This window comes from Pedobacter miscanthi, from assembly GCF_003315595.1.
Lineage (GTDB): Bacteria > Bacteroidota > Bacteroidia > Sphingobacteriales > Sphingobacteriaceae > Pedobacter > Pedobacter miscanthi.
Window position 1 is genome coordinate 1 of the sequence record NZ_QNQU01000022.1, and the last position, 26,260, is coordinate 26,260.

Below are 26,260 nucleotides of genomic sequence, written 5' to 3' on the forward strand. Positions count from 1 at the left end.
TAAATAGCTTAAGTTAATAGCATTGGTGTCTCCACAGACCAGTATATTCAACCTTAGTTAGCTCATTTTTATTTTTTTTGCCGTGGTCTGTGTCCGCCGTGGTCTGTGGAGACACAGACCGAGGAGTTATAGCAATAGAGATAAAAAACAGATACACATGGATTTCACCTGTGTGTATCCGTGTTCATCTGTGGTTAATTATATTACAGACGAGTCGTACACCATTTAATTTTCTGACCAATAAATCATAAATTGCCTTGATGAAAATCACCGAGTTTCAGTACCTCTTTAACGAACTTAGAAACTGGCTTGCAGCTAAAGGCCTTGCCGGTAATGAACTCGTTTATGCTTATTTTTTTATCGGACTGGCCGGTGTTATTTTATTTCTCTTCATCACCATTTTTGTAACCAGGCAGGTTTTTATCGTGGTGGTAAAAAGTGCCAGAACCAAATCCGACTGGCAGAAAGCATTGTTCGAGTTTCGTGTTTTTAGGGCCATAGCTTTAATATTTGGCGCTTATATCATTTACAATGTTGTGCCCTATCTTTTTATCTATTTTAAAAACTGGCATTTTTATGCTTTGATTTTTGCCAAAATATACATGGTTTTGGCAGTAATGTTTGCCATAAATGCGTTTTTAAATGCAGTGGTTTCGATCATGGAAGCCTCAAAGAAATATGCCGATAAACCCATCAGAAGTTATAAGCAGGTAGCCAAAATTGTATTTTATATTGTCGGTTTTGTACTTATCCTGTCGATTATTTTAGGCGAATCGCCGGTATATGTTTTCGGTGGTTTTGGTGCCGTTACCGCAGTTTTCATATTGGTTTTCAGGGATCCGATTTTAGGTTTCGTAGCTTCAGTACAGATGAGTGCCATTGATCTGGTAAGGGTAGGCGACTGGATTACGGTTGAAAAATATGGTGCCGATGGCGAAGTAACCGAGATTAATTTAACCACAATTAAAGTACGAAACTGGGATAAAACGGTAACCATTGTGCCAAGTTATGCCATTGTAAGCGAATCGTTTAAAAACTGGCGTGCCATGGAAGAGAGCGAGGGCAGGCGGATTAAAAGGCATATTAACATTAAAATTTCCAGTATTAAATTCTGCGATGAGGAATTGATCGGAAGGTTACAGAGTATTGATTTTTTGAAAGATTACCTCAAAGAAACGCAAGCTTTTATTGAACGTTACAATGCCGAAAATACCGTAAACCCCAACAACCTGGTTAATGGCCGCCACATGACCAACATTGGAACTTTTAGGGTTTATGCCGAAAAATACCTCGAAAGTAATCCGCATATCAATAAAAATTTAACCTTTATGGTGCGCCAGTTGCAGGCTACAGAAAACGGACTGCCCATTGAGATTTATGTTTTTTCGAAAGAAAAAGGCTTAAAACGTTTTGAAGAAGTAGCAGCCGATATTTTTGACCATCTGCTGGCTGCAGTACCTTATTTCGACCTCGAGATTTTCCAAAGCCCAAGTGGAAGCGATATGCGCAATTTTGTTAGGAGAGGAGATGATTAATAGCCTTATACTTATATGCCATGGAAACAAAAATTGCAACCAATATCGATACTGATGTATTTTATGCGGTAATTAACTTCTTAAAAGAAAATGGTTGGAAATTAACTGCCGAATACGACGAAAAACTTTTCGACAAAGGAGTTGATTTTGATTTTTACCGTTTCGAAAAAGACAGCGAAATGGTACTGATGGCTTGGAATAACTGGTTTGAAGGTGAAATTAAAGCATCTGCAAAAACACTAGATGAAATTGCCAAACATTTTAAACTAATCTTAACCTTCGGTGCCCCCGAATATTTACATGATCCAGATTTAATCAGCACTATGAAAGGCCTGATCAAAATCAAGAAAGGAACTAATTGGTTTCGTAGTTGATAATTATGTTTTAATTATTCTTCATTTAAAAAAGTCAAAACTTTTTCGCAAACCTTAAATAACAGCGGTGGCAAAGTTTCGTTGGTATAAGGCTGCGAAGCACCATAAACATGGTTGGCCCCTTCAATTTTAACCAATCTACTGCCCGGGTTGGCTTCGGCCAGGGTTTGGGCCGTTTCGATAGGAACATTTACATCATCATCCCCATGGATAATTAACCATGGAATATTGATCCGCTTTGCAGCATCTATAATATTCAATGCAGCTGCATTTTCCTGCAAATCTTCCAATAAAGTTATATTTAAAGGCATTTGCTCCTTGGTGCGGGCATTGGTAACGAAGATTTTTCCGGTTTTTTTCCACTCTGCTTCCTGTTCTTTTTTCCATAAACTGTTAAAATCGGCAATGGCGCTCCAGGTAATCAGTTTGTTTATTCTTAAATCGTTTGCTGCTTCAATAATTGATAAACCACCACCACGGCTATGTCCAATCAGGTTTACTTTGGTGCCGGTACCATAGGCCTGTTCGATGAAATCGAGTACGGCATTTAAATCAAAAAGTTCTTTCGATACGGTATTGCTGGCAAAAGCTTCCATATCGGTAACATCTTTGGGGTCATCAACAGGTACACCACTATGCGATAAATTAAACTTAACGTAACGGTAACCATTGCTGGCAAAATACCTGGCTACTAAATTATGGGCACCCCAATCTTTAAAACCTTTAAAGCCGTGTACAAAAAGTATGATAGGCGTATTCGGGTTTTTTTCATCAAAAGTGATATCGCCGATAATTAATTTTCCGTCTGAACCGCTGAGGCTAAAATTGCTTTGTGTAATCATAATCTAAAAGGAATTGGTATAAAATATAAACCTACGAAATCAAATTTTGTTGTGTGGTTTTTAGTAGAGGTCGTCATTTCGGCTGTAGTGCAATCCAGAATGTTCAGGAGAGAAATCTATTTATTAAGCTGATGATATAGATTTCTCCGCTGCGGTCGAAATGACGTGTCTTTAAGAAGAAAACCGGTAATAGTAGCAGAGACCAATGTTACCTAAACCCGATTGGAGCGAGCACGAGTGCAACGAAGTAAAGCGAAAAGCGGGACTAACTCAAAAATGAAATGCAGGTTTTGCTTTTCAAAAAATAATTAAACCATCTTTTTATAATAATACCAGGCCCAGCTGATAAAAAATACCTGAAAAGGCAACCTGGCCCATGCAATAAATGGTGTAACCAATATTTTTCCCAAAATGAACGGTGCTTTCTGGATCATGTAGATATGTGCAGGCATAAAAGCAATCAACATCAGGATAATTAACATTGCAGCAAGCCTTCTCGTCTTTTTAAATAGCAATAAAATACCAAAAATGATTTCCAGTACTCCCGAAATGTAAATTAAAAAGCCCGGTGCAGGCAACCATTTGGGCATAATAACGTAGTATACTGCAGTGGATAAAAAGTGGTTACATCCGGCTAGAATGTAAAAGAAGGCATAGATCCAGAGAAAAATGGTATAAATTGGTTTGTTTTTCATAATCAGTATATACGGGATTATCTGAATTGTCACTATTTAAAACCGTTCTAAATTGATGTAAATTACAGATTAATGACTGTGACATGCACCAAGCCTGTTACTTTTGTATCCCGATAATAGTTAATAACGGAGCACTTGGAATATTTAAAAGTAATAGCTTTTACGCATCACCACATCGACCTGAAATCTTTAGGGAAATTAGTTATTTGTGATCAAAGTCTAGATAGCAGGTTGAAGAATGTTCAGGCAGAGCTTCCCGTTAGCGAAATTTTCTATATCGGAACCTGTAACCGCGTTGAGTTTGTTTTTCTTACCAAAGAGAAAACCGACAAAGAATTTGTAACCAGATTTCTTACCGTTTTGGATATGGGATTACCTCCGGAATTTATGGAGCGTTTTCTTGATAGTGTTTCGGTTTACGAAAATGAAGAAGCCTTTAACCATTTATTAAGAACATCGTGCTCTTTAGAGAGTTTGGTGGTTGGCGAAAAGGAAATTCTTGCGCAAATCCGCAGGGCTTACGAAAACTGTCGCGAGGCAGGTTTTACCGGCGATTACATGCGCATGATTATGGAGCGTGTGGTTAAAACAGCGAAAGAAGTTTATACACACACCAATATTTCGAAAAATCCCGTTTCTGTTGTTTCATTGGCTTACCGCAAGTTAAAAGAACTGAACATGTGCGGTAACTCGCGCATCCTCATTATCGGTGCCGGCGAAACCAACCAGAATATTGCAAAATACCTTAACAAGCATAAATACTCAAACTTCTCGATTTTTAACCGTACACTTTCTAAAGCCGAAACATTGGCTGAAGAATTAAACGGAAAAGCTTATCCTTTAAGCGCACTCGAAGATTTTAACGAAGGTTTTGATGTAATTATTACCTGTACAGGTTCTACCGAAGCCATTATTACCGAAGAACTTTATGCCAAATTGCTAAACGGCGATACTGGCAAAAAAGTAATTGTCGATCTGGCCATTCCTAACGATGTTACCCCCGCTGTGATTCATAACAATCCGGTTCATTATATCGAAGTTGAATCGCTGAAAGAAGTGGCTCGTAAAAACATCCAGGAACGTTATAACGAACTGGTACATGCCGAAGAAATCATCAGCACTAACATTACCGAATTTTTCTCTGTTTTAAAACAACGCCGTATCGAACTGGCCATGCAGGAAGTGCCAAGAAAGATTAAAGAAATCAAAAATACCGCCATTAATGGTGTATTTGCTGATGAAATTAGTCAGATGGACGAAGCCTCGCGTGAAGTTTTGGAACGCGTAATGAACTACATGGAGAAAAAATACATTAGCGTACCAATGGTAATGGCTAAAGAAATTCTGGTTAACCAATCTGAAGTTTAACCGTAAAGATTCGCTGAGGGTAGGCGCAAAAAACACTAAGTTTAGTTTCTTTATTAATCTTTTTTCTGCATTTGCATTCCTGTCATCCTTTTAATACAAGGCGTCATCTCGACTGTAGCGAAGCGGAATGGAGAGATCTATCTCGAAACAGATTTCTCGACTATTTAGTAATTCAAAATAATAAGTATTTACCGGTCGTTTGCATTTCCGCCCAGCTAGGCCAAAGCACTACCTCGCCGTTCTGCTAAAATCCGGCCTAACAAATTTTTCGGGTTCCGCCGACCCAGCCACCCCACTGACTTTCAAAGAAAAGTTTTCAGCCGGCGTTTTATTAATAAACTGTTTATCTTTTTTATTTGCATTAATGAGCTCGGCAAGCCTCGGTTTTGGTTCTTTTTGACGCCAAAAAGAAGGAGCCCTTCGGCGGCGGCGAACCTGTACCGCTCTTTATCGGTAGCCGAGGCAAGACTGCGGCGTGAGGAAAAAAATTACATCATTAATAGTTACACGCGTCACTCAAAGATTCTTCGCTACGCTCAGAATTGACAAAATTTATCGCTTAATGTCACAGAAATCCTTTAAATTCTCCCTTCTGTAACCTCACTGTCTCATTTTTAAACAATTCATGGTATAAACCACTAATTAACTTAAATTTGCAGTTCATTTAACTTTAATAGTGAAGAAATTAACCATCGGAACACGCGGTAGCGACTTGGCTTTATGGCAGGCAAATCATATCAAAAATGAACTTGCGGCCATCGGAATTGAAGCAGAAATAAAAATCATTAAAACACAGGGTGATAAAATCCTGAATTTAAGATTGGATAAACTGGAAGGCAAAGGCTTTTTTACTAAAGAACTGGAAGAAGAGCTTTTGGGTGGTACCATCGATTTGGCAGTACATTGTCTTAAAGATTTACCAACCACACACCCTGAAGGATTAACCATTGCTGCTTTGCCGCCGCGCGAAGAAGCGAGTGAATATCTTTTGATTTTAAAGGATTGTGTTGATGTTTCGCAGAAACTTTCACTAAAAAAAGGTGCTATGGTGGGTACATCTTCCAACCGTCGTAAAGCCCAGTTGTTGGGTTTGCGTCCGGATTTGGAGGTGGAAGATTTGCGTGGGAACGTACCAACCCGTATCCAGAAACTCCGCGATGAAGATTACGATGCCATTTTAATTGCCAAAGCAGGTGTTAAACGTTTGAATCTTGATGTGAGCGATTTACATGTGGAGGAACTCGAAACTACGGAGTTTATTCCTGCACCGGCACAGGGCGCTCTGGCCATTCAGATCAGGGAAAATGATACTGAGCTTTTTGATGCACTTCAAAAACTTCATGATCCTGAAACTGCCGAAACAGTTAATGTTGAACGTAAAGTGTTAAATCTTTTCGAAGGTGGTTGCCACATGCCTCTAGGCTGTTATTGCAAAAAGGAAAACGGAAAATTCGAAATCTGGACATCAAAAGCAGAAACTGCCGAAGATTTTCCGGAGCGCTTGTTCTTACGTGCCGATACTACCGAAGGTTTGGCAGAGAAAATTGTGGCTAAGTTTAATGTAGAAAGAAAGAAACCGGCTAAGGTTTTCATCTCACGCGAAATTGGCGAACACAGTTATTTCCGCAGGGCTTTAGAAAATAATAATATAGAAATAGAAGGGCGTTCGCTAATCCGTACGTTCCCGATTGTAACGGTTTTAGATCAGTTTATTTTGAGGCATGTTGACTGGATTTTCTTCAGCAGCCGTAACAGTGTAGAATACTTTTTCAATTTAAAACCTGTATTGCCAAAGAAAACCAAATTTGGTGTAGTAGGAAGAGGTTCAGAGGATGCATTGCGTAAATTTGGTCATGTTGCCGATTTCGTTGGTGCAAGTGGCGATATCACCGAAGTAGCTGAAGATTTTGCAAAATTGGTAAGCGGTCAGCAGATATTATTTCCAAGGGCGCAGGATTCTTTGCAGTCAATTCAAAAATCGTTGCCAGCTGATGCTAAAATAATCGACCTGCCAATTTACGAAACCGTAATCGAAGAAGATATCGATCAAAGTTATGCCGATGTGCTGATTTTTACCAGTCCATCAAATGTAGATGCTTATTTCGCTGATAATTTATTGGAACCCGGTCAGCAGGTAATTGCCATCGGTAACTCTACAGGTAAAAAATTCGACGAAATGGGCGTTAAATATGCATTGCCTTATTCGCCTGATGAAATTGGATTGGCCGAAGCAGTGTTTGGGATAGAGATAAGGTAAGGTTGGAAGGCTGAGGGTAGGAAGGTTTAAGATAGAGTGATGAAAGGTTTAGGGATAAAGTTTAAGATATACCCGTCTTAATACTAAATATTCATCCTTACTACTTGATACTAAAATCTTGATACTCCAAGCAGAAATCCTCCAATCTGTGCCATCACCCCAAAAGAAAAATAAAACTCAAGTCTTGATACTTGATAATAAATACTTAATACTAAAAAATGTTAAACCGTCCGCGTAGATTAAGGAAAAACCCGTTGGTGAGAGAGCTGGTAGCCGAAACCCGGTTATCGAAAGATATGTTTGTGTACCCTTACTTTGTAGTGCCAGGCAATAACGTTACCCATGCCATTGATGCCATGCCAGGCGTAAACCATTATTCGGTTGATGCACTGGTGAAAGATGTAGAGACCGGAATAAAAAAGGGACTCAACAAAATCATGCTTTTTGGTGTTGGTGACGAAAAGTCGGAAGATGCAAAATCAGCTTATCACGATCATTCCCTAGTTCCAACTGCGGTGCGCGAACTCAAAAAACAGTTCGGTGATGATTTATATGTTATTACCGATGTTTGCGTATGTTCTTACACTACCCACGGCCATTGCGGTATTTTAGAAAATGATTACGTTCAAAACGATAAAACGGTTGAGGTAATCGCTAAAATGGCTTTAACGCATGCCGAAGCTGGTGCCGATATGTTTGCCCCGTCTGACATGATGGATGGCCGTATCGAAGCCATGCGTAACCTGCTGGATGAAAATGGTTTTGTAAATGCGGCCATTATGAGCCACGCTACTAAATTTGCTTCTGCTTATTATGGCCCTTTTAGAGAGGCTGCAGATTGTGCACCAAGTAAAGGCGACAGAAAAGCTTATCAAATGGATTTCAGAAACCCGTTGGAGGCCTTACGTGAAGCAGCTTTAGATGAACAGGAAGGCGCTGATGTACTAATGGTGAAACCAGGTTTAGCTTATCTCGACATTATCCAGAGGTTAAAACAAGACACCAATCTGCCTATTGCAGTGTACAACGTATCGGGCGAGTATTCTATGGTTAAAGCTGCTGCCGAACGCGGATGGATTGACGAACAAAAAGTAGTAATGGAAACCATGCATGCCTTTGCCCGTGCCGGTGCGAGCATTATTACCACTTACCATATTAAAGATATTTTAAATAACAACTGGATGTAATTAAGCAGAAAGCTTAAAGCTGAAAGACCAAAGGCCAAGTTAGGCGATTGATTCTTTCTTTTAGCTTTAGTCTTTCTGCTTTTAGCTTAATAAAATGTTAGATTCATTAAAAAAAATATTTTCGGGTAACGAAGCCGATATTCCGGTAAATACCGGGAGTAAACCAGATATTTCGAGGGTAAAATCTGCCGAATTGTACGAAAAGTCAAAAACGTATTTCCCTGGTGGTGTAAATTCTCCCGTTAGGGCATTTAAATCGGTTTATGGAACACCGCTTTTTATCGAAAAAGGTGATGGCTGTTATATCTGGGATGCTGATGGCAATCAGTTTATCGATTTCTGCGGTAGCTGGGGACCATTAATTTTAGGGCACAACAATCCAAAAATCCGCGAAAAAGTTACCGAAGTAATGCAGAACGGAATGAGCTTTGGTGCACCAACCGCTTTAGAAAATGAACTGGCCGAGCTGATCATCAAAAACAACCGCTTTGTTGAGAAAATTCGTTTCACCAGTTCGGGTACCGAAGCCGTAATGTCGGCCATCCGTTTGGCAAGAGGCTTCACTGGTCGCGATAAAATTTTAAAATTCGAAGGTTGTTACCATGGTCATAGCGATTCGCTACTGGTTAAAGCAGGCTCAGGTTTGGTTACTTTTGGCGAAACTTCTTCTGCCGGTGTGCCAAAATCTTTTGCTGAAGAAACCATTGTGGTGCCTTTAAATGATACAACGGCTATCGAACAGGCTTTCGAGCAGTTTAAAGATCAGATTGCTGCGGTAATTATCGAAGGAATCCCTGCAAACAATGGTTTGATTATGCAGGATGAAGCATATATCCAGTTCTTACGTAAAATCTGTACCGATAACGGTTCACTTTTAATTTTTGATGAAGTAATTACCGGATTCAGGATCGGTTTTGAAGGTGCAGCTGCACATTATGGCATTACACCCGATATTGTTACCTATGGCAAAATCATCGGTGGTGGTTTACCTGTAGGCATGTATGGTGCACGCGCAGAAATTATGGCGCATATCTCTCCAGATGGTGGTGTATACCAGGCAGGAACACTGTCAGGCAACCCGGTGGCCATGGCTGCGGGTATTGCAACCCTGACAGAACTGAATAAATCGGGCTTTTATAAAGACCTAAATGCCAAAGCACAGGAATTTGTGGCCAGCATTCAGCGTTTTGCAACAGCACGTAACTATAAATTTAAAGTATTTACCATTGGTTCTATCTTTTGGTTCGCTTTTACCGACAAAGATAAAATCCAATCGGCTGATGATATTGATGCTGGCAGCATGGAGAAATTCAAAGTGATGCACCGCGAATTATTAAACAGGGGAATTTATTTAGGTCCATCGGGATATGAAGTTGGTTTCGTATCTTCAGCACATACAAAGATCGAACTGGAGAAAGCGAAACGTGCCATATTTGAAGCGTTAGATCTGGTGTTTAAAAAGTAACTCTGAGTGATGGTTTGTGGCGACATGAAGCATGGAAGAGGTAAGATGGAAAATGGGAAATAGATTGTGCAAAAGAAAATCTGTGTAATCAAATAATCTGTTTAATCAAACCGAAGGAAAAAATCGAAAGATGAAGAAGTCAATTATCATATTTTACGCATTATTGCTTTACGCATTGATTCAGCTCATTTCGTGGGGAACCTTGGTGGTGCGTTTACAGCCAAGCCGCATGACGATGATTATGGGTGAGGGATCGGTATTTTTGTTTTTACTTTGCATTGGCGGATATTTTTTGCATCAATCGATAAAAGGTGAAGATAAACTGCGCGAACAGCAACAAAATTTCCTAATGTCGATTACGCACGAACTGAAATCGCCTTTGGCTGCGATAAAACTTTCTATCCAAACCATTGTAAAAAGAGATTTGGATAAAGCAAGGCAGGTTTCATTACTCAACAATTCACTAAAAGATATTGAGCGGTTGGATGATCTGGTCGAAAATATGTTGCTGGCCACCAAAATCGAAAACCGGTCTTATACTTTTCCTAAAGAAGAATTTAACTTTTCAGAACTGGTAGCGAAAATCACCGATAGACTTCAGGTTCATTCGTGTGGCAATGAACAACTGATCAGTACCCAAATTCAGCCAAATTTGCAGCTGGTGGGTGACAAATTTGCCTTATCGTCAGTCGTGACCAATTTAATCGAAAACGCAGTAAAATATTCAAGTCCTTGTGATGTGATAAATGTGCATTTAAACGATGTGGACGGACATATTCATTTAAGTGTGATTGATAAAGGGCCGGGTATTTCAGATCCCGAAAAAATGTTGATATTTGATAAGTTTTACCGCGTTGGTAACGAGAATGTCAGAAAAGCGAAAGGAACAGGTTTAGGCTTGTTTATTGTGAAAGAGGTTTTACAATACCATGATGCAGATATTACAGTAAAAGACAATCTGCCCCAGGGAAGTATTTTTGAAGTAACATTTAGTTAATCTCAATTATGTCACAAAAATTAAGAATTCTATTGGTAGAAGACGAGGATCACTTGTTAGATGCTATCAAATTAAACCTAGAACTGGAAGGTTATAAAGTTCATGCCGTTAAAGACGGTAAAACCGCTCTTAAAATCTTTAAAGAAGAACGCTTTAATCTAATCGTATTAGATGTTATGTTGCCTGAAATGGATGGTTTCCAGGTTTGCGAAACAATCCGTTTAGAGAATGCAGAAGTTCCGATCATGTTTTTAACTGCTAAAAATACATCAGAAGATCGTGTTTTGGGCTTGAAAAAAGGAGCTGATGATTATCTGGTAAAACCATTCAACTTAGAAGAATTAATCCTTCGCGTTGGTATTTTGGTTAAACGCAGTTTAAAATCAGACGATTTAAAAGAATTAAACTCTTATAAAATCGGTGATAAAACAATCTATTTCAACTCTTTCGAATTAAAACACGATGATGGTACCATCACACCGTTAACCAAAAAAGAAACGATGTTGTTGAAACTGTTGATCGAGCGTAAAAACGATGCTGTATCACGAGAGCAGATTTTGGAAACCGTTTGGAATTATGATGTTTATCCATCAACCAGAACGATTGATAACTTTATCTTAACGTTCCGTAAGTATTTCGAACCAGATCAGAAAAATCCGGTTTATTTCCATTCAATCCGTGGTGTGGGTTATAAATTTACCGATAGTCATTAATGTACAATAATAAGGGCAGGTATGCTTTAATAGCCGTTTTTGTGCTTGCTGCATTGGTTTGTGTATTTTATAATCAATATCAGCTGGCTGCCGTTTCGGGTGTATTATTTGCCTTTGTTGTTTGGAGCCATTTTAAGCATGGTTCGGTGTTAATGGCATCAAAGCATTTCAAAAATAACGAATTCGGAAAAACCAAAGCATTGTTGGCTGAGGTAGCTAAGCCAGAGCGTTTGGCGAAAAGCCGCCGAGGTTATTACGAATTTATGCAGGGAAATATGGCCCTTAAAGAGCACGATTACGATAAAGCCGAATACCATTTTCAATTGGCCAGCCGTTTTCCGGTAGGGGGTAAGAATGAAAAATCGTATGTACTGATCCATTTGGCGAATCTAGCTTTGCGAAAAAAAGACAGGGAAAGAGCAGAAGCTTATACCAGACTGGCAAAAGAATTAGCTGAAACACAACGATCGAAAGACATTATTGTTAAAATTGAAAGAGAAATAAGCAAAATATAATATTAAAATTGTCAATTTTGAACAACGGAGCACCAGTTTAGCGATAAAAAGGTACTTCGTTTTTTTTTTTATTCATACCTTTGCAAAATTAAATTTTAGCCCGGTCGTCATGCCGTCCCGAATATTCGGGATCAGCATCTTTCTTAGTTAGACCCTGAAATGAATTCAGGGTGACGATAACGCGACACCAAATACAAATCATGAAGAATAACTTATTTTTAGACGCAGCATTTTCAAAACAGACCGAACGTCCACCAGTATGGATGATGCGCCAGGCAGGCCGTTTTATGCCACAATATTGGGAAATTAAAAACAAATACTCTTTTTTAGAGATGTGCAAAACTCCTGAGATTGCGGCTGATGTAACGATGTTGCCGGTTGATCTGCTGGATATTGATGCGGCGATTTTATTCTGTGATATTTTGGTAACCGGTGAGGCTATGGGTGGTGATTTAAGTTTCACTCAGGGCGTTGGTCCTAAATTTGCAAATCCGGTACGTACGGCTCAGGATATTGAAAACCTAAATGTTGACTGTTTAGATGAATTGCAATATGTTGCTGATGCCATTAAAGTGATTCAACAGCGACTCGACAACAAAATTCCATTGATTGGTTTTGCTGGTGCGCCCTTTACGGTGATGAGCTACCTAATTGAAGGAGGTTCTTCTAAAGATTTTAAATTAACCAAACTTTTTATCCATAACCAGCCAGAATTGGCACATAAACTTCTGGCTAAAATTGCAAAAGTAACAGCTGATTATCTGAACCTTCAGATTGCGGCCGGCGTTAATGCTGTTCAAATTTTCGACAGTTGGGCACTTGCTTTATCATGGAATGATTATCAGGAGTTTTCTCACCAATATATTCAGGAAATTATTTCCAACTTAAACAGAAAAGATATTCCGGTAATTTCTTTTTGCAAAGGAAGTTCGGTTTTTGCACCAATTATGGCAGAAGCTAAACCAGATGTAATTTCTGTTGACTGGAATGCTGATTTATTGAACATTAAAAATGCTTTACCAACTGGTATTGCTGTGCAGGGAAATTTAGACCCGCACATTTTATATGCCGATAAAGCGGTGATTAAAGCACAGATCCATAGGTTATTTGAGCGTATGCGTGGTACCAAAGGTTTTATTTTCAACTTAGGTCATGGTATTATGCCTGATATTCCTTTCGATAATGTGAAATATGCAATTGAGGTAGTGAAGGAGTTTAGGTATTAATAACCTAAATTCCGAGTCATTTTGCTTATATTAGCTTAAATAACTTTATCATTCATGACAGTTAAATCATTACGCGACGAAGATAAATTGCCAATAAAACAGGTAATTAATGCCATAAATAAAACGATGGATGATGTTCTCCGTGTAGTGGATGCTATGGATTTAGGTAGAACTGAAGTAAAGGCGGATGGTGTTTACAGAACTTTCAATAGTGGAGAAACTGTAAAAATTTCTTCTGGAAATTTTGCAAAAAAAAGAGTTGAAAAGAAAAAGATCAAACTTTTCTAATCATGGCTATTAAGCCTAAACTTCGGATTTTTGCAGGGCCAAATGGCTCTAGAAAAACAACGATTTATAATTCAATTAAGCCAATCTATTTTTCTACTAAACTTTTCGTAAACGCCGATAATTTAGAGTCGGACTTTAAAAAAAATAACTTTTTAAATCTTTCCGAGTTCGATATTATTTGTTCACAAGCCGAATTTGAAAAATTCAGTATATCAAATGGGTTATATACTAAGGCTGATTTCTCAAAAGAAATTTGGAATTTAGTTATAAAAGAAAATGTTATTGTTAAAGGAAAACATGATTTTCTTGATTACAATTCTTATCATTTTGCAATAGTAGCAGATTTTATCCGCCATAAATTAATTGAGTCTAAGAAATCATTTACTTTCGAAACGGTTTTTTCTCATCCATCCAAGTTAGCTCTTATAGAATTTGCCCATCAAAATAACTATAAAGTTTATTTATATTTTATTGGAACGGAAACGCCAGTAATGAATTTAGAACGAGTTAAAGATAGGGTAAAAAAAGGCGGCCATTTTGTTGATGGGAGTAAGATTGAGAAACGCTATTTTCTTACAATGGATTTACTTATAGACATACTAAAAGAAGTTGATGAAACTTATCTTTGGGATAATTCTGGGACTAAACATAATTATGTTGGAAATATTAAGGATGGGATTTTAAATCTTGAATTTTTGAATATTCCGAATTGGATTGAAACCTATATCTTGAATAAAATTAAACAATGATAGAGACCCTATTGCCATATTATCAGTATTTTAAAGCAGTACACATCGTGTTTGTAATTAGCTGGATGGCCGGTTTATTTTATATTTTAAGTCTTTTTATTTACCATACCGAGGCAAACGATAAACCAGAGCCTGAGAAAAGCATTCTGCAGAAACAGTTTGTTAAAATGGAGGCCACTTTATGGAAAATTATTGCTACCCCGGCCATGATTATTTCTGTTTTAGCCGGAGCATCGATGTTAACTTTAAACCAGGGTCTGCTACAAGCCGATTGGATGTTGGTAAAACTGGCTTTTGTTGTTGGTCTGCTTATCTATCATTTCATCTGTCAAAATATCGTTAAACAGCTTAAAAATAACCAATACAAGCTAACAAGCTTCCAATTGAGGTTATGGCGCGAGCTGGCAACCATTTTTATGATCGCCATTGTATTTGTCGTGATCTTAAAAAGTGCCATCAACTGGATTTATGGTTTAATTGGTATTATGGGCGTTGCCATGGCCATTATGATTGCCGTTAGATTGTATAAAAACTATAGGAAGAAACGAGGTGAATAAATCTTTTACCACAAAGACGCTAAGGCACAAAGAATATTATTGGTAATTAAAAGCGTGTAAAAAACTTTGTGTCTTTGTGCCTTCGTGGTCAACCATGTTAACGGCTTTGTTTACTTTGCGTAAACTTCACTTATTCTTCAGATAAATAAACCAAAAACTATTCTAAATTTGGGCGATAAAATCCAAGCGCATGTTTACAACCTCGGACCTGAAAAAGTCCTTACTACTAATAACTTTTCTTTTTAGTTCTTATTTTGCTTCGGCCCAGTTTAATCAATCGGCTTTCGAAAACAGGATCAGGCCTGATAGCAGTTTAACAAACGAAGTTCACTTTAATTTTTACAATTTAAACTACGTCCGTAATTACGAATATACCAACGATTTTCACGATGGCTATACTTTGTACGGAACCCAATTGCAGCCGCAAATTGTATATTATGCACACCCCAACCTGGCCATTACCGCAGGGGCTTTTATCAGAAAGGATTTTGGTAGAAACGGTGTTTCGGATGCAAAACCGTTATTCAGCGTTAAATATCACAAGCGAAACCTTACTTTGATTTTTGGTAGTTTAGAAGGAAATATTCAGCACAAATATATTGAGCCACTATACGATTTTGAAAGAACCATTACTACACCGATTGAATACGGAACACAGTTATTGGTAGAACGCAAGAAATTTACCCTGGATGCCTGGATTGCCTGGCAGAAAATGATTTATAAAGGAGATCCTGCCAAAGAAGAAATCATCGGTGGTTTATCAACCGAAAGTTTTTTAATCAAAAATGACGACTGGAAATTAAGTATCCCAGCACAGTTTTTGGCTTTCCACCAGGGCGGACAAATTGATGTTCTAAAAGAAATCCCGATTACGACCATGTTTAACGGCGCAACCGGTATAAAATTGCATAAAGACATTAATACCAATATTAAACAGGTATACACCGATAACTACATTGCTGTTTATAAAGATTTTTCGCCAGATAAAAGAAGAGCCTTTCAGGGTGGTTTTGGCCTATGGTTAAATGCCGGTGTAGAAAGTAAATGGGGAAGTTTGGTGGCCTCTTACTGGAAAGGCAATAACTTTATTTCCATTAAAGGTATGCCATTGTACGAATCGGTTTCCGATAACCTGTACAGCGAAGGTTTAAGGCAGAGTTCAAGGAACATTGTTTCGTTGCGTTATGCTTACCAAAAAGAGCTGATTCCGCATTTTTATCTTGATGTACGTTTCGAACCGCATATCGATCTCGATAACACGGATAAACAACTACAGTTTAACCACTCGTTTTTCTTAACCTACAAACAGGATTTTAAATTGTTTAAGGTGAAAAAGGATGGAAGGTAGAGGTAGAAAGGTTTAGGTGATACGATTTCAAACCTCGCAGGTTTTCAAAACCTGCGAGGTTTCTTGTTTTTAAGCATTGCCATTAATTTCTAAACCCGATAGCAGCGGAAAACACGAAGGTGAGAAACGAACCAAGGCTTTGAGCGGATAGCGGGGCTAACGCTTCAAAAATGCTTCTGCCTTTGCTTTCCAAATCAAAATTTATATCTTTCTGAAAATTTATTTTTAATTGTATCTGTCTGATAATCAATATATTTTATTCTGATTTTAACTTTATTTAACTTTTTTCTCTCCTCCATGCAACCATTGTTTGTAATCTGCCATCTTCTATATACAAACACACAATGAAATTGACGCGAAGCTATACGATAAACGATTTGATGGAAGGCTGCAAGGCTGGCGACCGGAAGATGCAGGAGCTGCTTTATAAGCAAACCGCATCGAAAATGCTCGCCGTTTGCATGCGCTACGCCAAAGATAGGATGGAGGCAGAAGATGTGCTGCAGATGGGCTACATCAAAATTTTTCAGAAAATAAAAGAGTATAGGGGCGATGGCTCTTTTGAAGGCTGGATTAGGAGGGTAATGGTTAATACCGCGATTGAAAGTTACCGTAAAAATTTACGCAGCTTAAACGTGGTAGAAATTGATGAAGCTTACGAACAACCCTCAACCGGATTCGATTTTGGTACCTTGGGCATGCAGGACCTGATGAAGGTAATACAAAAACTGGCAGATGGTTACCGCATGGTTTTTAACATGTATGTGATAGAAGGTTATTCGCACAAAGAAATTGGAGAGGCGCTTGGCATTTCGGAAGGAGCAAGTAAATCTCAGTTATCGAGGGCACGGACAATATTAAAAGAAGAAATTATAAAAATGGAGGGATTTGGTTATGCAACCTATACGGGATAAGGATTTTGATCAGTTATTTAAGGATACTTTTGCCGATGCAGAAGTAACACCTTCGAGGGATTTATGGAGCAATATTGAAAGCGAAATAGCACCTAAGAAAAAAAGGATTATACCCATTTATTGGTTATCAGCCGCTGCCGTGTTATTGATTGCTACCATCGGGATTTTGGTTTATCAACAGCAAAATAATAGTGGTGAAGGTAAACAACTGGCTAATAACAACATTGAAAAGCCTAAGCCGGTAGTGGAAGCACCAGTTGTAAAAGATCATCTTCCTAAAGTTATAGAACCGGTTAAAGATATTGCACCAATATTGCCGGTGGGGGCTAAACCGGAAAAGGCTGTTGCTAAAACAAAGGTTAAACAAAATGTTGTTAAACCTGTAGAAAAACTGCAGATTGTTACTGCCACTGAAATGCAAAAACAGGAAACCATGATTGCACAGGTTGATGAACCTAATAAAGATATTAAAGCACAAATTGACGCCGTTATTCTTTTGCAACCTAAAGTAGATATGTTAACGGCAAGCAACACAACAACTATTAAAACGGACGAACCGATTAATGATAACGAACAAAGTAATAAAGGCATCCGTAATATGGGCGATGTAATTAACATAATTGTTAACAAAGTAGATAAGAGGAAAGATAAACTGATTCAGTTCCGTACGGATGATGATGATTCTTCGCTTTCGTCGATCAATATCGGACCTTTTAAAATCGGTAAACGCAAGAAATAGCAGTTAACAGTGGTCAGTTTTCAGTTTTCAAATGACAGTTTTTAGTTTTAGATAGCTAACATTTCAACTTTATAACATTCAACATTACAACATTTATAACATTTAAACCTTTCAACTTTAAAATATTTAAACCTTACCATACACATTTTCTCATTCAAACCATCAATAATTCATTCATTCAAAATCACACATAAACACACCAATATGAAACGTCTAATATTTACAGCACTTATGGTAAGCGGACTTGCCGGTGTTATGGCTCCAAGGGCTTTTGCTCAACAAGATACAGTAGTAAGAGATACAATTATAAAAAAGAAAAGAAGTTTTTCGCTTAACATGACCTTAAATGGTGGTGAGAATAAAAAAAGCGATTCAACCGTTGCTGCATCAAAAAAAGGCCGCTTTGTGGGTGGAATTACCTTTACGAGGGTTGACTGGGGTTTTTCAAGATTAATTGACAATGGTAGCTTCAATTTATCCCCAAATAACGATTTTTTGGATTATAAAGGTGGAAAAACCAGTACATTCTCTTTTGATATCTTACAGTTTGGCTACCGTTTTAACTCTAACTTTAAGGTTTATGTGGCTGGTGGTTTCGACTGGACATTGATCCGTTTGAGAAAAGACATCACTATCGCTAAAAACTCCAACGAATTTGTTTATACCGATCAATCGCCTGTACACTTTTCTAAAAATCGTTTCTCGAGCAGTTATGTACACATTCCGTTAAACTTCGAATTCCGTACCAGCGAAAACAAAAATGGCAAAAGATTTTACCTGGTTTTGGGTCCTGAAGTTAGCTTTTTGCTAAACGGAAAAATCAAACAAATCAGTGCAGAACGTGGGAAAGAAAAACAATATGATAGTTATCACTTCCAGTCAGTTCGTTACGGAGGTACAGTAAGGTTTGGTTACGGAGGTTTAGGATTGTTTACTAAATATTATTTCAACGATATGTTTACCACTTCGCAGCAAGCTGGTTTAAAAAACATGAGTTTCGGGGTTACTTTCGGATTAAACTAAATTTTAAATTATCGAAACTAGTCTGACTTAATTCCCTCCTTTAGGGCAGATGTCCGAAGGACAAAGAAGTAACACATAAATAAAACAGATCCTGTTTCGGTTAGGCGAGACAGGATTTTTTGGTTATAGATTAAGATTGATTTAAAAGTCTCTTGCTGATATTTAAATCGTAATCGTCATGCTGAATTTTATTTAAGCATTTGTTTCGCTTGAAAGACCCTGAAATAAATTCAGGGTGACGAATCTCGTTAAGAAAAGGAGCCTAAAACTGATTTAAATTTATAAATATTAATCGAATTCAGGTTATAAGGTTTCCGTAGGATTTTTCTCATCGATCAAGGATTTAAAGCAATTTTCCATAAATTCATCTAAACTTATTCCTTGCTCCTCCGCATAAATTTTAGCCTGCTCTATAACGGCATCATCAAGAATCAGTGTGATTTTAGCTTTCATCTCTTTGTATTTTATTGATTTAAAGATAAATACAGATGTGGTGAATTTTTAAATAAAATGTTAACAATTACGTGAGTTTTAACCTTATACCTTCCGCCTCAAAACCCTCTACCTTTTTCTTATCTTTACCACGTGAGCAATATCCTAATCAGCGTTAAAAATTTAACCAAACAATATCAGGCAGAACAGGCCGGCGGCATTAAAAATGTAAGTTTCGACATTAAAAGAGGTGATGTAGTGGCCATTATTGGCGAAAGCGGAAGTGGAAAATCGACTTTATTAAAATCCATTTACGGTTTGTTAAAGACTGATGAAGGCGAAATCTTTTTCGAAGATCAAAAGGTTAAAGGCCCGGATGAACAATTGATTCCCGGCCATAAGCAGATGAAAATGGTTACACAGGATTTTTCGCTGAATATTTATGCCAAAGTATACGATAATATTGCTTCACAGTTATCGAATACCGACCTGAAAACCAAAGCTGAAAAAACGCTGCAAATGATGGAACACCTCAGGATTTTGCCCTTGCAGCACAAAAAAATCATTGAGTTAAGTGGCGGGGAACAGCAACGTGTGGCCATAGCCAAAGCCATGGTGGCCGATACTCAGGTTTTATTGCTGGATGAACCTTTTAGTCAGGTCGATGCCCTGTTGAAAAACCAGCTTCGGGCTGATATTAAACGTATTGCTTCCGAAACGGGGGTAACGGTAATTCTGGTATCACACGATCCTGCCGATGGTTTATTTCTGGCCGACCAGTTACTGATCCTAAAAAACGGCGAACTCTTACAGACCGGAAAGCCAGCTGAAATTTACCAGCACCCCAAACATATTTACACCGCGCAGATTTTGGGCAATGCCGTGGTTTTACCAAAAGCGGATGCCGAAAAAATCGGTTTAAAAACAGAAAAAGATACCGTTGTTTTTTATCCGGAGTGGGCAGAAATTAACAGCAACTGGAGCAGCAGGCGTTTTGAAGTAAAAGATGTATACTACAAAGGTTTTTATGATGAACTGCTGTTAGAAAGGAATGGCATTAACATCCGTGCCATACAGCTTAACAGGGGAGAGCATAAAAAAAACGACCATGTTCAAGTTAACATTAATCGTTTTTTAGAGTTTTAAATATAATTATAACTCCTTGTTAATTTTATAAAAGTTATAAGTATAGTTATAACTTTTTGCAGATTCTGAATATAGGTCAAAAAAAAAAGACCAAGTTCAAGTGAACATTGGTCGTTTTTTAGAATTTTAAAGTTTTTGAAGATTTAATTTCCAGCGTAATCAGATGGAATGATCACCACTTTTACTAAAGTATTATAGTTTGGCGGTACTGTTGCTGTTAAATTGTTAGTGTCTTGAACATCAAATCTTAAACCACCATTATAAACTTTATAGCTAAAAGCATTGTAATTGTAGGTATAAGGTAACTGAATATCGCCATTTGGATCATTGGGATGTTCGAAATAAACTAAAACACCTTCATCGTCTAAAGTTACCCCATCAATTGCAGATAATGCTTTGTTTACAGAGTAACTTCCATCAGTATTACGTAACCATTGATTTGAGTTAATCGTAAAATTGTACGTTTTAGCTCTTAATTCTTGATAAACAGTTTCTTTCTTGCATGAAGCCAGACCTAGTGTGGCAATGCAAAGCATTAGGATGGTAAGTTTTTTCATTTTGATTAGTGTTATTTGTGTGTGTGATCTAGCTATTACAAATCTTCTGCCAAAAAAATATTAAATCAGAATTATGGATTAATTATTGTGCAACAGATTAAATACACAATATGTTGAACCCCGATTTTTTTATAAAATGAAGATCTTTTTCCGTCTCTTGCCCTGGTTAATTTTAATCGTTGCGGGGTATTTATTTATCTCCAAAAAGTTTAGCATCAATACTTCTGTTGAAAGTAAACATCAGCTTCTGGTAGAGAAAATCGAGACCATAGGCAAACTGGAGCTGGTGAGGTACCAGATCAGTGATGTTCTGGAGCATAAAAACAAAACAGATTTTTTACCCGAAGCAAGCGTTTTACTAATCGTAAAAGCGGAAGCCGTGGGTTGTATCGACCTTACCAAAATTACCCGCGAAGATATCAGCATAGATGCGGACACTGCTGTAGTAAATTTACCACAGCCCGAAATCTGCTATGTAAAAATCGACCATAAAAACTCACGCGTGTACGATACGAAAATGGCTTTCTTCCGTGAGGCCAGTTTGGTAGATGAAGCCTATAAAGCTGCTGAAAGACAGGTAACTGCCGAAGTTAAAAAATCGAGCATTTTAGCGCAGACTAAAACCAATGCCACAACGGTACTTAAACCAATTATTGAAGGTTTAGGCTATAAGAATGTGAAGTTTACTTTTGAGTAGGGTAGAAGGTGTAAGGTTTAGGGTGTAAGGTTCTAGCGATCGTCACACTAGATTTCGTCATCTCGACTGAAGCAAAGCGTAATGGAGAGATCTATCTCGAGAAATCTAAAGGGGAGTAAACTTCCGAAGTTTGCCGGTGCCGGGCATGTGCATAGGAGAAACTTTGGAAGTCCTGTGGCTTCTGCGAGAAGACCCTGAAATAAATTCAGGGTGACGTAATTAAAAAATCTTCCCTGTGCGGGTTAAAAATATCAACCAGTAATCCGGCTTCCAAACATAACACACCGTGGAATACATTTGATGGCGCAAAGAAAACATCGCCTTCATTTAAAACTTTCTTGTCATCGCCCATGCTTACTTCAAAACTTCCTTTGGCAACATAACTCATTTGCAGGTGCGGATGATTATGAATCGCACCGATGGCGTCTTTTTCAAATTCTACCTTTACCAGCATCAGGTTCTCATCGTAAGCCATAATCTTGCGTTTTACGCCTGCGCCTAAATCTTCCCAATCGATATCGCTGTCGGAAATTAATGTTTTGTTGTTGAGGTCTTTGAAGTTCATTTTTTTATTTTCTTATTTTGTACGTCACCCTGAATTTATTTCAGGGTCTTTCACGCTAGAAAGATGCTGAAATAAATTCAGCATGACGATAGTATAAAACTTTGCGGTTAATCCCTTAAACCAGATACTCAAACAACGTCTGATCCTGATTCAGTTCAATAATTTCGAATTTAAAGTCTTTCATGCGCTGCAACAAGCTTGCATAATCGTTTTTATTCGAAAGCTCGATGCCCACCAGTGCCGGGCCATTTTCCTTATTCGTTTTTTTAATAAACTCGAAACGGGTAATATCATCCTGCGGACCTAACACCTCATTCACAAATAATTTTAAAGCGCCCGGTCTTTGCGGAAAACGTACAATAAAATAATGTTTCAACCCTTCGAAAAGTAAAGATTTCTCTTTAATCTCCTGCATGCGCTCTATATCGTTGTTTCCGCCGCTAACTATACAAACTACCGTTTTGCCGGTAATCTGGTCTCTCAGCTGATCTAATGCGGCTACAGATAGTGCTCCTGCAGGTTCAACAACAATTGCATCTTCATTATAAAGTTTTAATATGGTGGTACAAATTTTTCCCTCAGGAATCAAATGCATCTGATCAAGAAGTTCTTTACAATATTCGTAGGTAATGTGGCCAATACGTTTTACTGCAGCACCATCCACAAAACGGTCTATTTCTTCTAATGTATACGGACCGCCATGTTCCATTGCTGTAACCATTGATGGTGCCCCCAGGGGCTCCACACCAACCAGTTTTACACCAGGTTTAACAGTTTTCATGTAAGCGCTTACGCCCGAGGCCAAGCCACCGCCGCCAACAGGCATCACCACGATGTCTAAATCAGGCAGGTCTTCATAAATTTCAACGCCAACCGTAGCCTGTCCTTCAATTACTTTTTCATCATCAAATGGCGGAATAAAAGTAGCCGATTTTTCGGCACTGTAAGCCAGGGCCTCTTTTAAACAATCGTCGAAAGTATCGCCAACTAAAACCACTTCTACACTGTCGCCACCAAACATGTAGGTTTGCTTAACCTTTTGTTTAGGGGTGATTTCGGGCATAAAGATAACACCTTTAATCCCAAGTTTTTTGCATGAATAGGCCACACCCTGCGCATGATTACCCGCGCTTGCACAAACTACACCGTTAATCAAGGCATCCTGCGGCAATGTACTGATTTTGTTAAATGCACCACGTAATTTATAGGAGCGTACAATTTGTAAATCCTCTCTTTTTAAATAAATATTGGCATTATAATGAGCAGAAAGTCCGGCGTTAAACTCCAAAGGTGTACGTTTTACCACGCCCTTCAGTCGTTGATGTGCAGATTGAAAATCTAGCGTATTTGGTGTTGTAGTGTTCATTGTTGTAGTATCAGGTATAGAGAGAATCAAGTATCAAGAAGGGAGAATTCGGTCTTTGTGCTAGGAATTAAGTATCTAGTATCAAGATTGAGATCTCGCTTATGTATTTTTTGTAAAGCAGGGTTTGGTGCTTTTCGGTTATTGCGGTCCTGCTATTCGTTTCAATCTTTTTAAACTGCTGTAGTGCTGAAGAACGAAGAACCTATTTCATCGGTTGCAGATGCTTCGTACCTCAGCATGACATTATATTAGGGGTTACTGCAATTAAAAAGTATTTCCACTGCTATCAGGTTTAGGTAAATTAGGTCAGTACGTTAAACTAAAAACGCTAACCGCCTAACGCCAAACCCTAAACTTTTCAGGCAATCCGCTAGTCTTTTTTAGCTTTAGTCTTTAACCTTTTCAGCTTTTATGCTAAGTGCAAAGCCACCAACTGGTTTAAATCTTGGTCGTTAATCCCCTGTTTGCTATCAGCCAAAACCAAAAACTGTTTATAAACAATATCCAAATGATCCTTTTCCAATTTATGGCCTAAGCGGTCTAAGTGGTGTTTTAAAGCATGGCGGCCGCTTCTTGCAGTTAAAACAATAGTAGCGTCAGGGAAACCAACATCTTCTGGTCTGATGATTTCATAGTTCTCGCGGTTTTTCAAAAAACCATCCTGATGGATACCAGAGCTATGCGAAAATGCATTTCCACCAACAATTGCCTTATTTGGCTGTACCGGCATATTCATCTGGTTTCTCACCATGTGGCTAATTTCGTAGAAACGGGTCGCATCAATCTGGGTGTTTAAGCCCAAAACCTTATGCGTTTTCAAAATCATGACGACTTCTTCCATAGAAGTATTGCCTGCACGTTCTCCGATGCCGTTAATGGTACATTCTACCTGGCGGGCGCCGTTCTGTAAACCGGCAATAGAATTTGCCGTAGCCAGGCCCAAATCGTTGTGGCAGTGCACCGAAATAATGGCATTGTCGATATTTTTTACATTTTCTTTTAAATAAAGGATTTTCGAACCGTATTGATCAGGTAGGCAATAACCATTGGTATCCGGAATGTTTACTACCGTTGCTCCGGCAGCAATTACCGCCTCAACCATTTTGGCTAAAAATTCGATATCGGCACGGCCGGCATCTTCTGCGTAAAATTCGATATCCTCAACATATTTTTTGGCGTATTTTACTGCATCAACGGCACGCTCTAAAATATCTTCGCGGGTACTGTTAAATTTGTGTTTGATGTGGAAATCGGATGCACCGATACCGGTATGAATACGTGGTCTTTTTGCATAACGCAAAGCATCAGCAGCAACATCGATATCATTTTTATTTGCGCGGGTTAAAGCGCAGATAATCGGGTTGGTTACCGCTTTTGATAATTCGATTACGCTGTTAAAATCCCCTGGGCTTGATACCGGAAAACCAGCCTCAATCACATCAACACCTAAAAGTTCGAGTGATTTTGCGATTTCTACTTTTTGGTTTGTATCTAACTGGCAGCCTGGTACCTGCTCGCCGTCACGTAAGGTCGTGTCGAAAATATAAACTTTGTTTGGGTCGTGAATCATAATCTAAGGTTTAGGATGTGATTAATTTTTGTGATAAGAACTTTAATACCAGTTTTCCCATTTCGGCGGTACCCAAAACTTTAAAACGGTTTGTATTTTGGTCGGCAATATCATGTGTTCTAAAGCCTTCTTTCAATACCTGGTCGATGGTATCAACCAATAATTTAGCTTCTTCTTTTAGTCCGAAACCAATCTCGAGCATTAAAGCTGACGAGAGGATAGAAGCCAATGGGTTTGCTAAATCTTTGCCTGCAATATCGTGCGCCGAACCGTGGATCGGTTCGAAGAAACCTGTGCTTTCGCCAACAGATGCCGAAGCAAGCATACCCATCGAACCTGCAATCTGCGAAGCTTCGTCTGTTAAAATATCGCCAAATAAATTGGCTGTTAACACCACATCGAATTTTTTAGGGTTTTTGATCAGCTGCATTGCTGCATTATCGATAAACATGTGTTCGGTTTCTACATCAGGGTATTGTTTTGCAATTTCCTGAACGGTTTCGCGCCACAGGCGTGAGCTTTCCAGAACGTTTGCCTTATCTACCGAACATAATCTTTTATTACGTTGTTGTGCTGCCTGGTAAGCTTTATGAGCAATGCGTTCTACTTCATAACGATGGTAAATCATTAAATCAGAAGCGGTATTTCGGTCTTCAGAGCGTGTTTTTTCGCCAAAGTACACATCGCCGGTTAATTCGCGGAAGAAAAGAATATCTGTTCCCCTTAAAATTTCAGGTTTGATACTTGATGCCTGAAGAAGTTCATCAAATAGTAATATTGGGCGGAGGTTGGCAAATAAGCCCAGTTCTTTGCGGATTTTTAAAAGGCCTTGTTCTGGTCTAACTTTTAAGCTCGGATCATTATCATATTTGGCATGACCAATTGCTCCAAAAAGGATGGCATCACTTTGTCTGGCTTTTTCTAAAGTTTCATCTGGCAATGGTTCGCCGGTAACCTCAATAGCCGCGTGGCCCATTAAAGCTTCTTCGAACGTAAATTCATGTCCGAAAATTTCGCCAATTTTTTCTAATGCTGCTTTTCCCCAAGTGGTTACTTCGGGTCCGATACCGTCTCCAGGTATTACTAAAATGTTCTTCTTCATTGTTGACTCCTATTGTGCTGGATGTATTTTTAC

At 38.5% G+C, this 26,260-nt stretch carries 27 protein-coding genes; 19 read left to right on the forward strand and 8 right to left on the reverse strand.

The window, feature by feature from the left end:
* The first annotated feature begins 260 nt into the window (after positions 1–260).
* Entirely contained in the window at positions 261–1,535 is a 1,275-nt protein-coding gene (locus tag DRW42_RS21485) for a mechanosensitive ion channel family protein (protein WP_113950897.1), read from the forward strand.
* A 20-nt stretch (positions 1,536–1,555) separates the two neighbouring features.
* Entirely contained in the window at positions 1,556–1,909 is a 354-nt protein-coding gene (locus DRW42_RS21490) for a hypothetical protein (RefSeq protein ID WP_113950898.1), read from the forward strand.
* A gap of 14 nt (positions 1,910–1,923) precedes the next feature.
* Here the strand turns inward: DRW42_RS21490 and DRW42_RS21495 are convergent, their stop codons facing one another.
* Both DRW42_RS21495 and DRW42_RS21500 read right to left on the reverse strand, forming a co-directional pair.
* On the reverse strand, positions 1,924–2,751 hold the full coding sequence (locus DRW42_RS21495; RefSeq protein ID WP_113950899.1) for an alpha/beta hydrolase family protein: 828 nt from the start codon (positions 2,749–2,751) through the stop codon (positions 1,924–1,926).
* Between the two features lie 308 nt (positions 2,752–3,059).
* Positions 3,060–3,446 carry a DoxX family protein gene (locus tag DRW42_RS21500; protein ID WP_113950900.1) on the reverse strand — a complete coding sequence of 129 codons (387 nt, stop codon included), beginning with the start codon at positions 3,444–3,446 and terminating at the stop codon, positions 3,060–3,062.
* A gap of 135 nt (positions 3,447–3,581) precedes the next feature.
* On the opposite strand from DRW42_RS21500, the gene hemA reads away from it, so the two are divergent.
* The 15 genes from hemA (at position 3,582) to DRW42_RS21580 (ending at position 18,792) form a co-directional block, all read left to right on the forward strand.
* Positions 3,582–4,814, forward strand: coding sequence for a glutamyl-tRNA reductase (gene hemA / locus DRW42_RS21505; RefSeq protein ID WP_113950901.1), 1,233 nt, complete (start codon positions 3,582–3,584; stop codon positions 4,812–4,814).
* A 676-nt stretch (positions 4,815–5,490) separates the two neighbouring features.
* The gene (gene hemC / locus DRW42_RS21515) at positions 5,491–7,071 is read left to right on the forward strand and encodes a hydroxymethylbilane synthase (protein ID WP_208643609.1); all 1,581 of its coding nucleotides are present in this window, start codon (positions 5,491–5,493) and stop codon (positions 7,069–7,071) included.
* Positions 7,072–7,289: 218 nt separating this feature from the next.
* Positions 7,290–8,258 (forward strand): porphobilinogen synthase, encoded by a 969-nt coding sequence (gene hemB / locus DRW42_RS21520; protein ID WP_113950904.1) that lies wholly within the window; start codon positions 7,290–7,292, stop codon positions 8,256–8,258.
* 94 nt (positions 8,259–8,352) lie between these two features.
* Complete coding sequence (gene hemL / locus DRW42_RS21525; protein ID WP_113950905.1) at positions 8,353–9,723, forward strand: glutamate-1-semialdehyde 2,1-aminomutase; 1,371 nt, start codon at positions 8,353–8,355, stop codon at positions 9,721–9,723.
* 130 nt (positions 9,724–9,853) lie between these two features.
* Positions 9,854–10,720 (forward strand): sensor histidine kinase, encoded by an 867-nt coding sequence (locus DRW42_RS21530; RefSeq protein ID WP_113950906.1) that lies wholly within the window; start codon positions 9,854–9,856, stop codon positions 10,718–10,720.
* An 8-nt stretch (positions 10,721–10,728) separates the two neighbouring features.
* Positions 10,729–11,433: a response regulator transcription factor gene (locus DRW42_RS21535; protein WP_010602455.1), complete on the forward strand. Its 705-nt coding sequence runs from the start codon at positions 10,729–10,731 to the stop codon at positions 11,431–11,433.
* Entirely contained in the window at positions 11,433–11,948 is a 516-nt protein-coding gene (locus DRW42_RS21540; protein ID WP_113950907.1) for a hypothetical protein, read from the forward strand. The genes DRW42_RS21535 and DRW42_RS21540 overlap by 1 nt, the downstream gene beginning before the upstream one ends.
* Positions 11,949–12,148: 200 nt before the next feature.
* Positions 12,149–13,174: a uroporphyrinogen decarboxylase gene (gene hemE, locus DRW42_RS21545; protein ID WP_113950908.1), complete on the forward strand. Its 1,026-nt coding sequence runs from the start codon at positions 12,149–12,151 to the stop codon at positions 13,172–13,174.
* Positions 13,175–13,228: 54 nt separating this feature from the next.
* A complete protein-coding gene (locus tag DRW42_RS21550) occupies positions 13,229–13,462 on the forward strand; it encodes a hypothetical protein (protein WP_113950909.1) in 234 nt (77 codons plus the stop codon).
* Between the two features lie 2 nt (positions 13,463–13,464).
* Complete coding sequence (locus DRW42_RS21555; RefSeq protein WP_113950910.1) at positions 13,465–14,211, forward strand: ATPase; 747 nt, start codon at positions 13,465–13,467, stop codon at positions 14,209–14,211.
* Complete coding sequence (locus DRW42_RS21560; RefSeq protein WP_113950911.1) at positions 14,208–14,768, forward strand: CopD family protein; 561 nt, start codon at positions 14,208–14,210, stop codon at positions 14,766–14,768. The genes DRW42_RS21555 and DRW42_RS21560 overlap by 4 nt, the downstream gene beginning before the upstream one ends.
* Positions 14,769–14,958: 190 nt before the next feature.
* The gene (locus DRW42_RS21565; RefSeq protein WP_113950912.1) at positions 14,959–16,116 is read left to right on the forward strand and encodes a hypothetical protein; all 1,158 of its coding nucleotides are present in this window, start codon (positions 14,959–14,961) and stop codon (positions 16,114–16,116) included.
* Positions 16,117–16,460: 344 nt separating this feature from the next.
* On the forward strand, positions 16,461–17,030 hold the full coding sequence (locus tag DRW42_RS21570) for an RNA polymerase sigma factor (RefSeq protein WP_113950913.1): 570 nt from the start codon (positions 16,461–16,463) through the stop codon (positions 17,028–17,030).
* Positions 17,011–17,769 (forward strand): hypothetical protein, encoded by a 759-nt coding sequence (locus tag DRW42_RS21575; protein ID WP_113950914.1) that lies wholly within the window; start codon positions 17,011–17,013, stop codon positions 17,767–17,769. Before DRW42_RS21570 ends, DRW42_RS21575 begins: the two co-directional genes overlap by 20 nt.
* Before the next feature lie 204 nt (positions 17,770–17,973).
* The gene (locus DRW42_RS21580) at positions 17,974–18,792 is read left to right on the forward strand and encodes an outer membrane beta-barrel protein (protein WP_113950915.1); all 819 of its coding nucleotides are present in this window, start codon (positions 17,974–17,976) and stop codon (positions 18,790–18,792) included.
* 303 nt (positions 18,793–19,095) lie between these two features.
* Here the strand turns inward: DRW42_RS21580 and DRW42_RS28860 are convergent, their stop codons facing one another.
* Positions 19,096–19,245 (reverse strand): DUF6364 family protein, encoded by a 150-nt coding sequence (locus DRW42_RS28860; protein WP_158544379.1) that lies wholly within the window; start codon positions 19,243–19,245, stop codon positions 19,096–19,098.
* A 132-nt stretch (positions 19,246–19,377) separates the two neighbouring features.
* On the opposite strand from DRW42_RS28860, the gene DRW42_RS21585 reads away from it, so the two are divergent.
* On the forward strand, positions 19,378–20,370 hold the full coding sequence (locus DRW42_RS21585) for an ABC transporter ATP-binding protein (RefSeq protein WP_113950916.1): 993 nt from the start codon (positions 19,378–19,380) through the stop codon (positions 20,368–20,370).
* Between the two features lie 143 nt (positions 20,371–20,513).
* Here DRW42_RS21585 and DRW42_RS21590 read toward each other — a convergent pair whose 3' ends face one another.
* A complete protein-coding gene (locus tag DRW42_RS21590) occupies positions 20,514–20,927 on the reverse strand; it encodes a hypothetical protein (RefSeq protein ID WP_113950917.1) in 414 nt (137 codons plus the stop codon).
* 136 nt (positions 20,928–21,063) lie between these two features.
* Here DRW42_RS21590 and DRW42_RS21595 point away from each other — a divergent pair, with 136 nt between their 5' ends.
* Positions 21,064–21,624 (forward strand): DUF4230 domain-containing protein, encoded by a 561-nt coding sequence (locus tag DRW42_RS21595; protein WP_113950918.1) that lies wholly within the window; start codon positions 21,064–21,066, stop codon positions 21,622–21,624.
* A 205-nt stretch (positions 21,625–21,829) separates the two neighbouring features.
* Here the strand turns inward: DRW42_RS21595 and DRW42_RS21600 are convergent, their stop codons facing one another.
* From DRW42_RS21600 to leuB, 4 genes are all read right to left on the reverse strand, one after another.
* Entirely contained in the window at positions 21,830–22,189 is a 360-nt protein-coding gene (locus DRW42_RS21600; protein WP_113950919.1) for a cupin domain-containing protein, read from the reverse strand.
* A gap of 115 nt (positions 22,190–22,304) precedes the next feature.
* Positions 22,305–23,555 (reverse strand): threonine ammonia-lyase IlvA, encoded by a 1,251-nt coding sequence (gene ilvA, locus DRW42_RS21605; RefSeq protein ID WP_113950920.1) that lies wholly within the window; start codon positions 23,553–23,555, stop codon positions 22,305–22,307.
* Between the two features lie 409 nt (positions 23,556–23,964).
* The gene (locus DRW42_RS21610; protein ID WP_113950921.1) at positions 23,965–25,125 is read right to left on the reverse strand and encodes a 2-isopropylmalate synthase; all 1,161 of its coding nucleotides are present in this window, start codon (positions 25,123–25,125) and stop codon (positions 23,965–23,967) included.
* 10 nt (positions 25,126–25,135) lie between these two features.
* Complete coding sequence (gene leuB / locus DRW42_RS21615; RefSeq protein WP_113950922.1) at positions 25,136–26,227, reverse strand: 3-isopropylmalate dehydrogenase; 1,092 nt, start codon at positions 26,225–26,227, stop codon at positions 25,136–25,138.
* Positions 26,228–26,260: the final 33 nt, after the last annotated feature.

What these genes read in the sequence shown, in the direction of transcription:
- DRW42_RS21485 (WP_113950897.1), top strand. Translation starts at nt 261, where the DNA reads ATGAAAATCACCGAGTTTCAGTACCTCTTTAACGAACTTAGAAACTGG.
- DRW42_RS21490 (WP_113950898.1), top strand. Translation starts at nt 1,556, where the DNA reads ATGGAAACAAAAATTGCAACCAATATCGATACTGATGTATTTTATGCG.
- DRW42_RS21495 (WP_113950899.1), bottom strand. Translation starts at nt 2,751, where the DNA reads ATGATTACACAAAGCAATTTTAGCCTCAGCGGTTCAGACGGAAAATTA.
- DRW42_RS21500 (WP_113950900.1), bottom strand. Translation starts at nt 3,446, where the DNA reads ATGAAAAACAAACCAATTTATACCATTTTTCTCTGGATCTATGCCTTC.
- hemB (WP_113950904.1), top strand. Translation starts at nt 7,290, where the DNA reads ATGTTAAACCGTCCGCGTAGATTAAGGAAAAACCCGTTGGTGAGAGAG.
- hemL (WP_113950905.1), top strand. Translation starts at nt 8,353, where the DNA reads ATGTTAGATTCATTAAAAAAAATATTTTCGGGTAACGAAGCCGATATT.
- DRW42_RS21530 (WP_113950906.1), top strand. Translation starts at nt 9,854, where the DNA reads ATGAAGAAGTCAATTATCATATTTTACGCATTATTGCTTTACGCATTG.
- DRW42_RS21535 (WP_010602455.1), top strand. Translation starts at nt 10,729, where the DNA reads ATGTCACAAAAATTAAGAATTCTATTGGTAGAAGACGAGGATCACTTG.
- DRW42_RS21540 (WP_113950907.1), top strand. Translation starts at nt 11,433, where the DNA reads ATGTACAATAATAAGGGCAGGTATGCTTTAATAGCCGTTTTTGTGCTT.
- hemE (WP_113950908.1), top strand. Translation starts at nt 12,149, where the DNA reads ATGAAGAATAACTTATTTTTAGACGCAGCATTTTCAAAACAGACCGAA.
- DRW42_RS21550 (WP_113950909.1), top strand. Translation starts at nt 13,229, where the DNA reads ATGACAGTTAAATCATTACGCGACGAAGATAAATTGCCAATAAAACAG.
- DRW42_RS21555 (WP_113950910.1), top strand. Translation starts at nt 13,465, where the DNA reads ATGGCTATTAAGCCTAAACTTCGGATTTTTGCAGGGCCAAATGGCTCT.
- DRW42_RS21560 (WP_113950911.1), top strand. Translation starts at nt 14,208, where the DNA reads ATGATAGAGACCCTATTGCCATATTATCAGTATTTTAAAGCAGTACAC.
- DRW42_RS21565 (WP_113950912.1), top strand. Translation starts at nt 14,959, where the DNA reads ATGTTTACAACCTCGGACCTGAAAAAGTCCTTACTACTAATAACTTTT.
- DRW42_RS21570 (WP_113950913.1), top strand. Translation starts at nt 16,461, where the DNA reads ATGAAATTGACGCGAAGCTATACGATAAACGATTTGATGGAAGGCTGC.
- DRW42_RS21575 (WP_113950914.1), top strand. Translation starts at nt 17,011, where the DNA reads ATGCAACCTATACGGGATAAGGATTTTGATCAGTTATTTAAGGATACT.
- DRW42_RS21580 (WP_113950915.1), top strand. Translation starts at nt 17,974, where the DNA reads ATGAAACGTCTAATATTTACAGCACTTATGGTAAGCGGACTTGCCGGT.
- DRW42_RS28860 (WP_158544379.1), bottom strand. Translation starts at nt 19,245, where the DNA reads ATGAAAGCTAAAATCACACTGATTCTTGATGATGCCGTTATAGAGCAG.
- DRW42_RS21590 (WP_113950917.1), bottom strand. Translation starts at nt 20,927, where the DNA reads ATGAAAAAACTTACCATCCTAATGCTTTGCATTGCCACACTAGGTCTG.
- DRW42_RS21595 (WP_113950918.1), top strand. Translation starts at nt 21,064, where the DNA reads ATGAAGATCTTTTTCCGTCTCTTGCCCTGGTTAATTTTAATCGTTGCG.
- DRW42_RS21600 (WP_113950919.1), bottom strand. Translation starts at nt 22,189, where the DNA reads ATGAACTTCAAAGACCTCAACAACAAAACATTAATTTCCGACAGCGAT.
- ilvA (WP_113950920.1), bottom strand. Translation starts at nt 23,555, where the DNA reads ATGAACACTACAACACCAAATACGCTAGATTTTCAATCTGCACATCAA.
- DRW42_RS21610 (WP_113950921.1), bottom strand. Translation starts at nt 25,125, where the DNA reads ATGATTCACGACCCAAACAAAGTTTATATTTTCGACACGACCTTACGT.
- leuB (WP_113950922.1), bottom strand. Translation starts at nt 26,227, where the DNA reads ATGAAGAAGAACATTTTAGTAATACCTGGAGACGGTATCGGACCCGAA.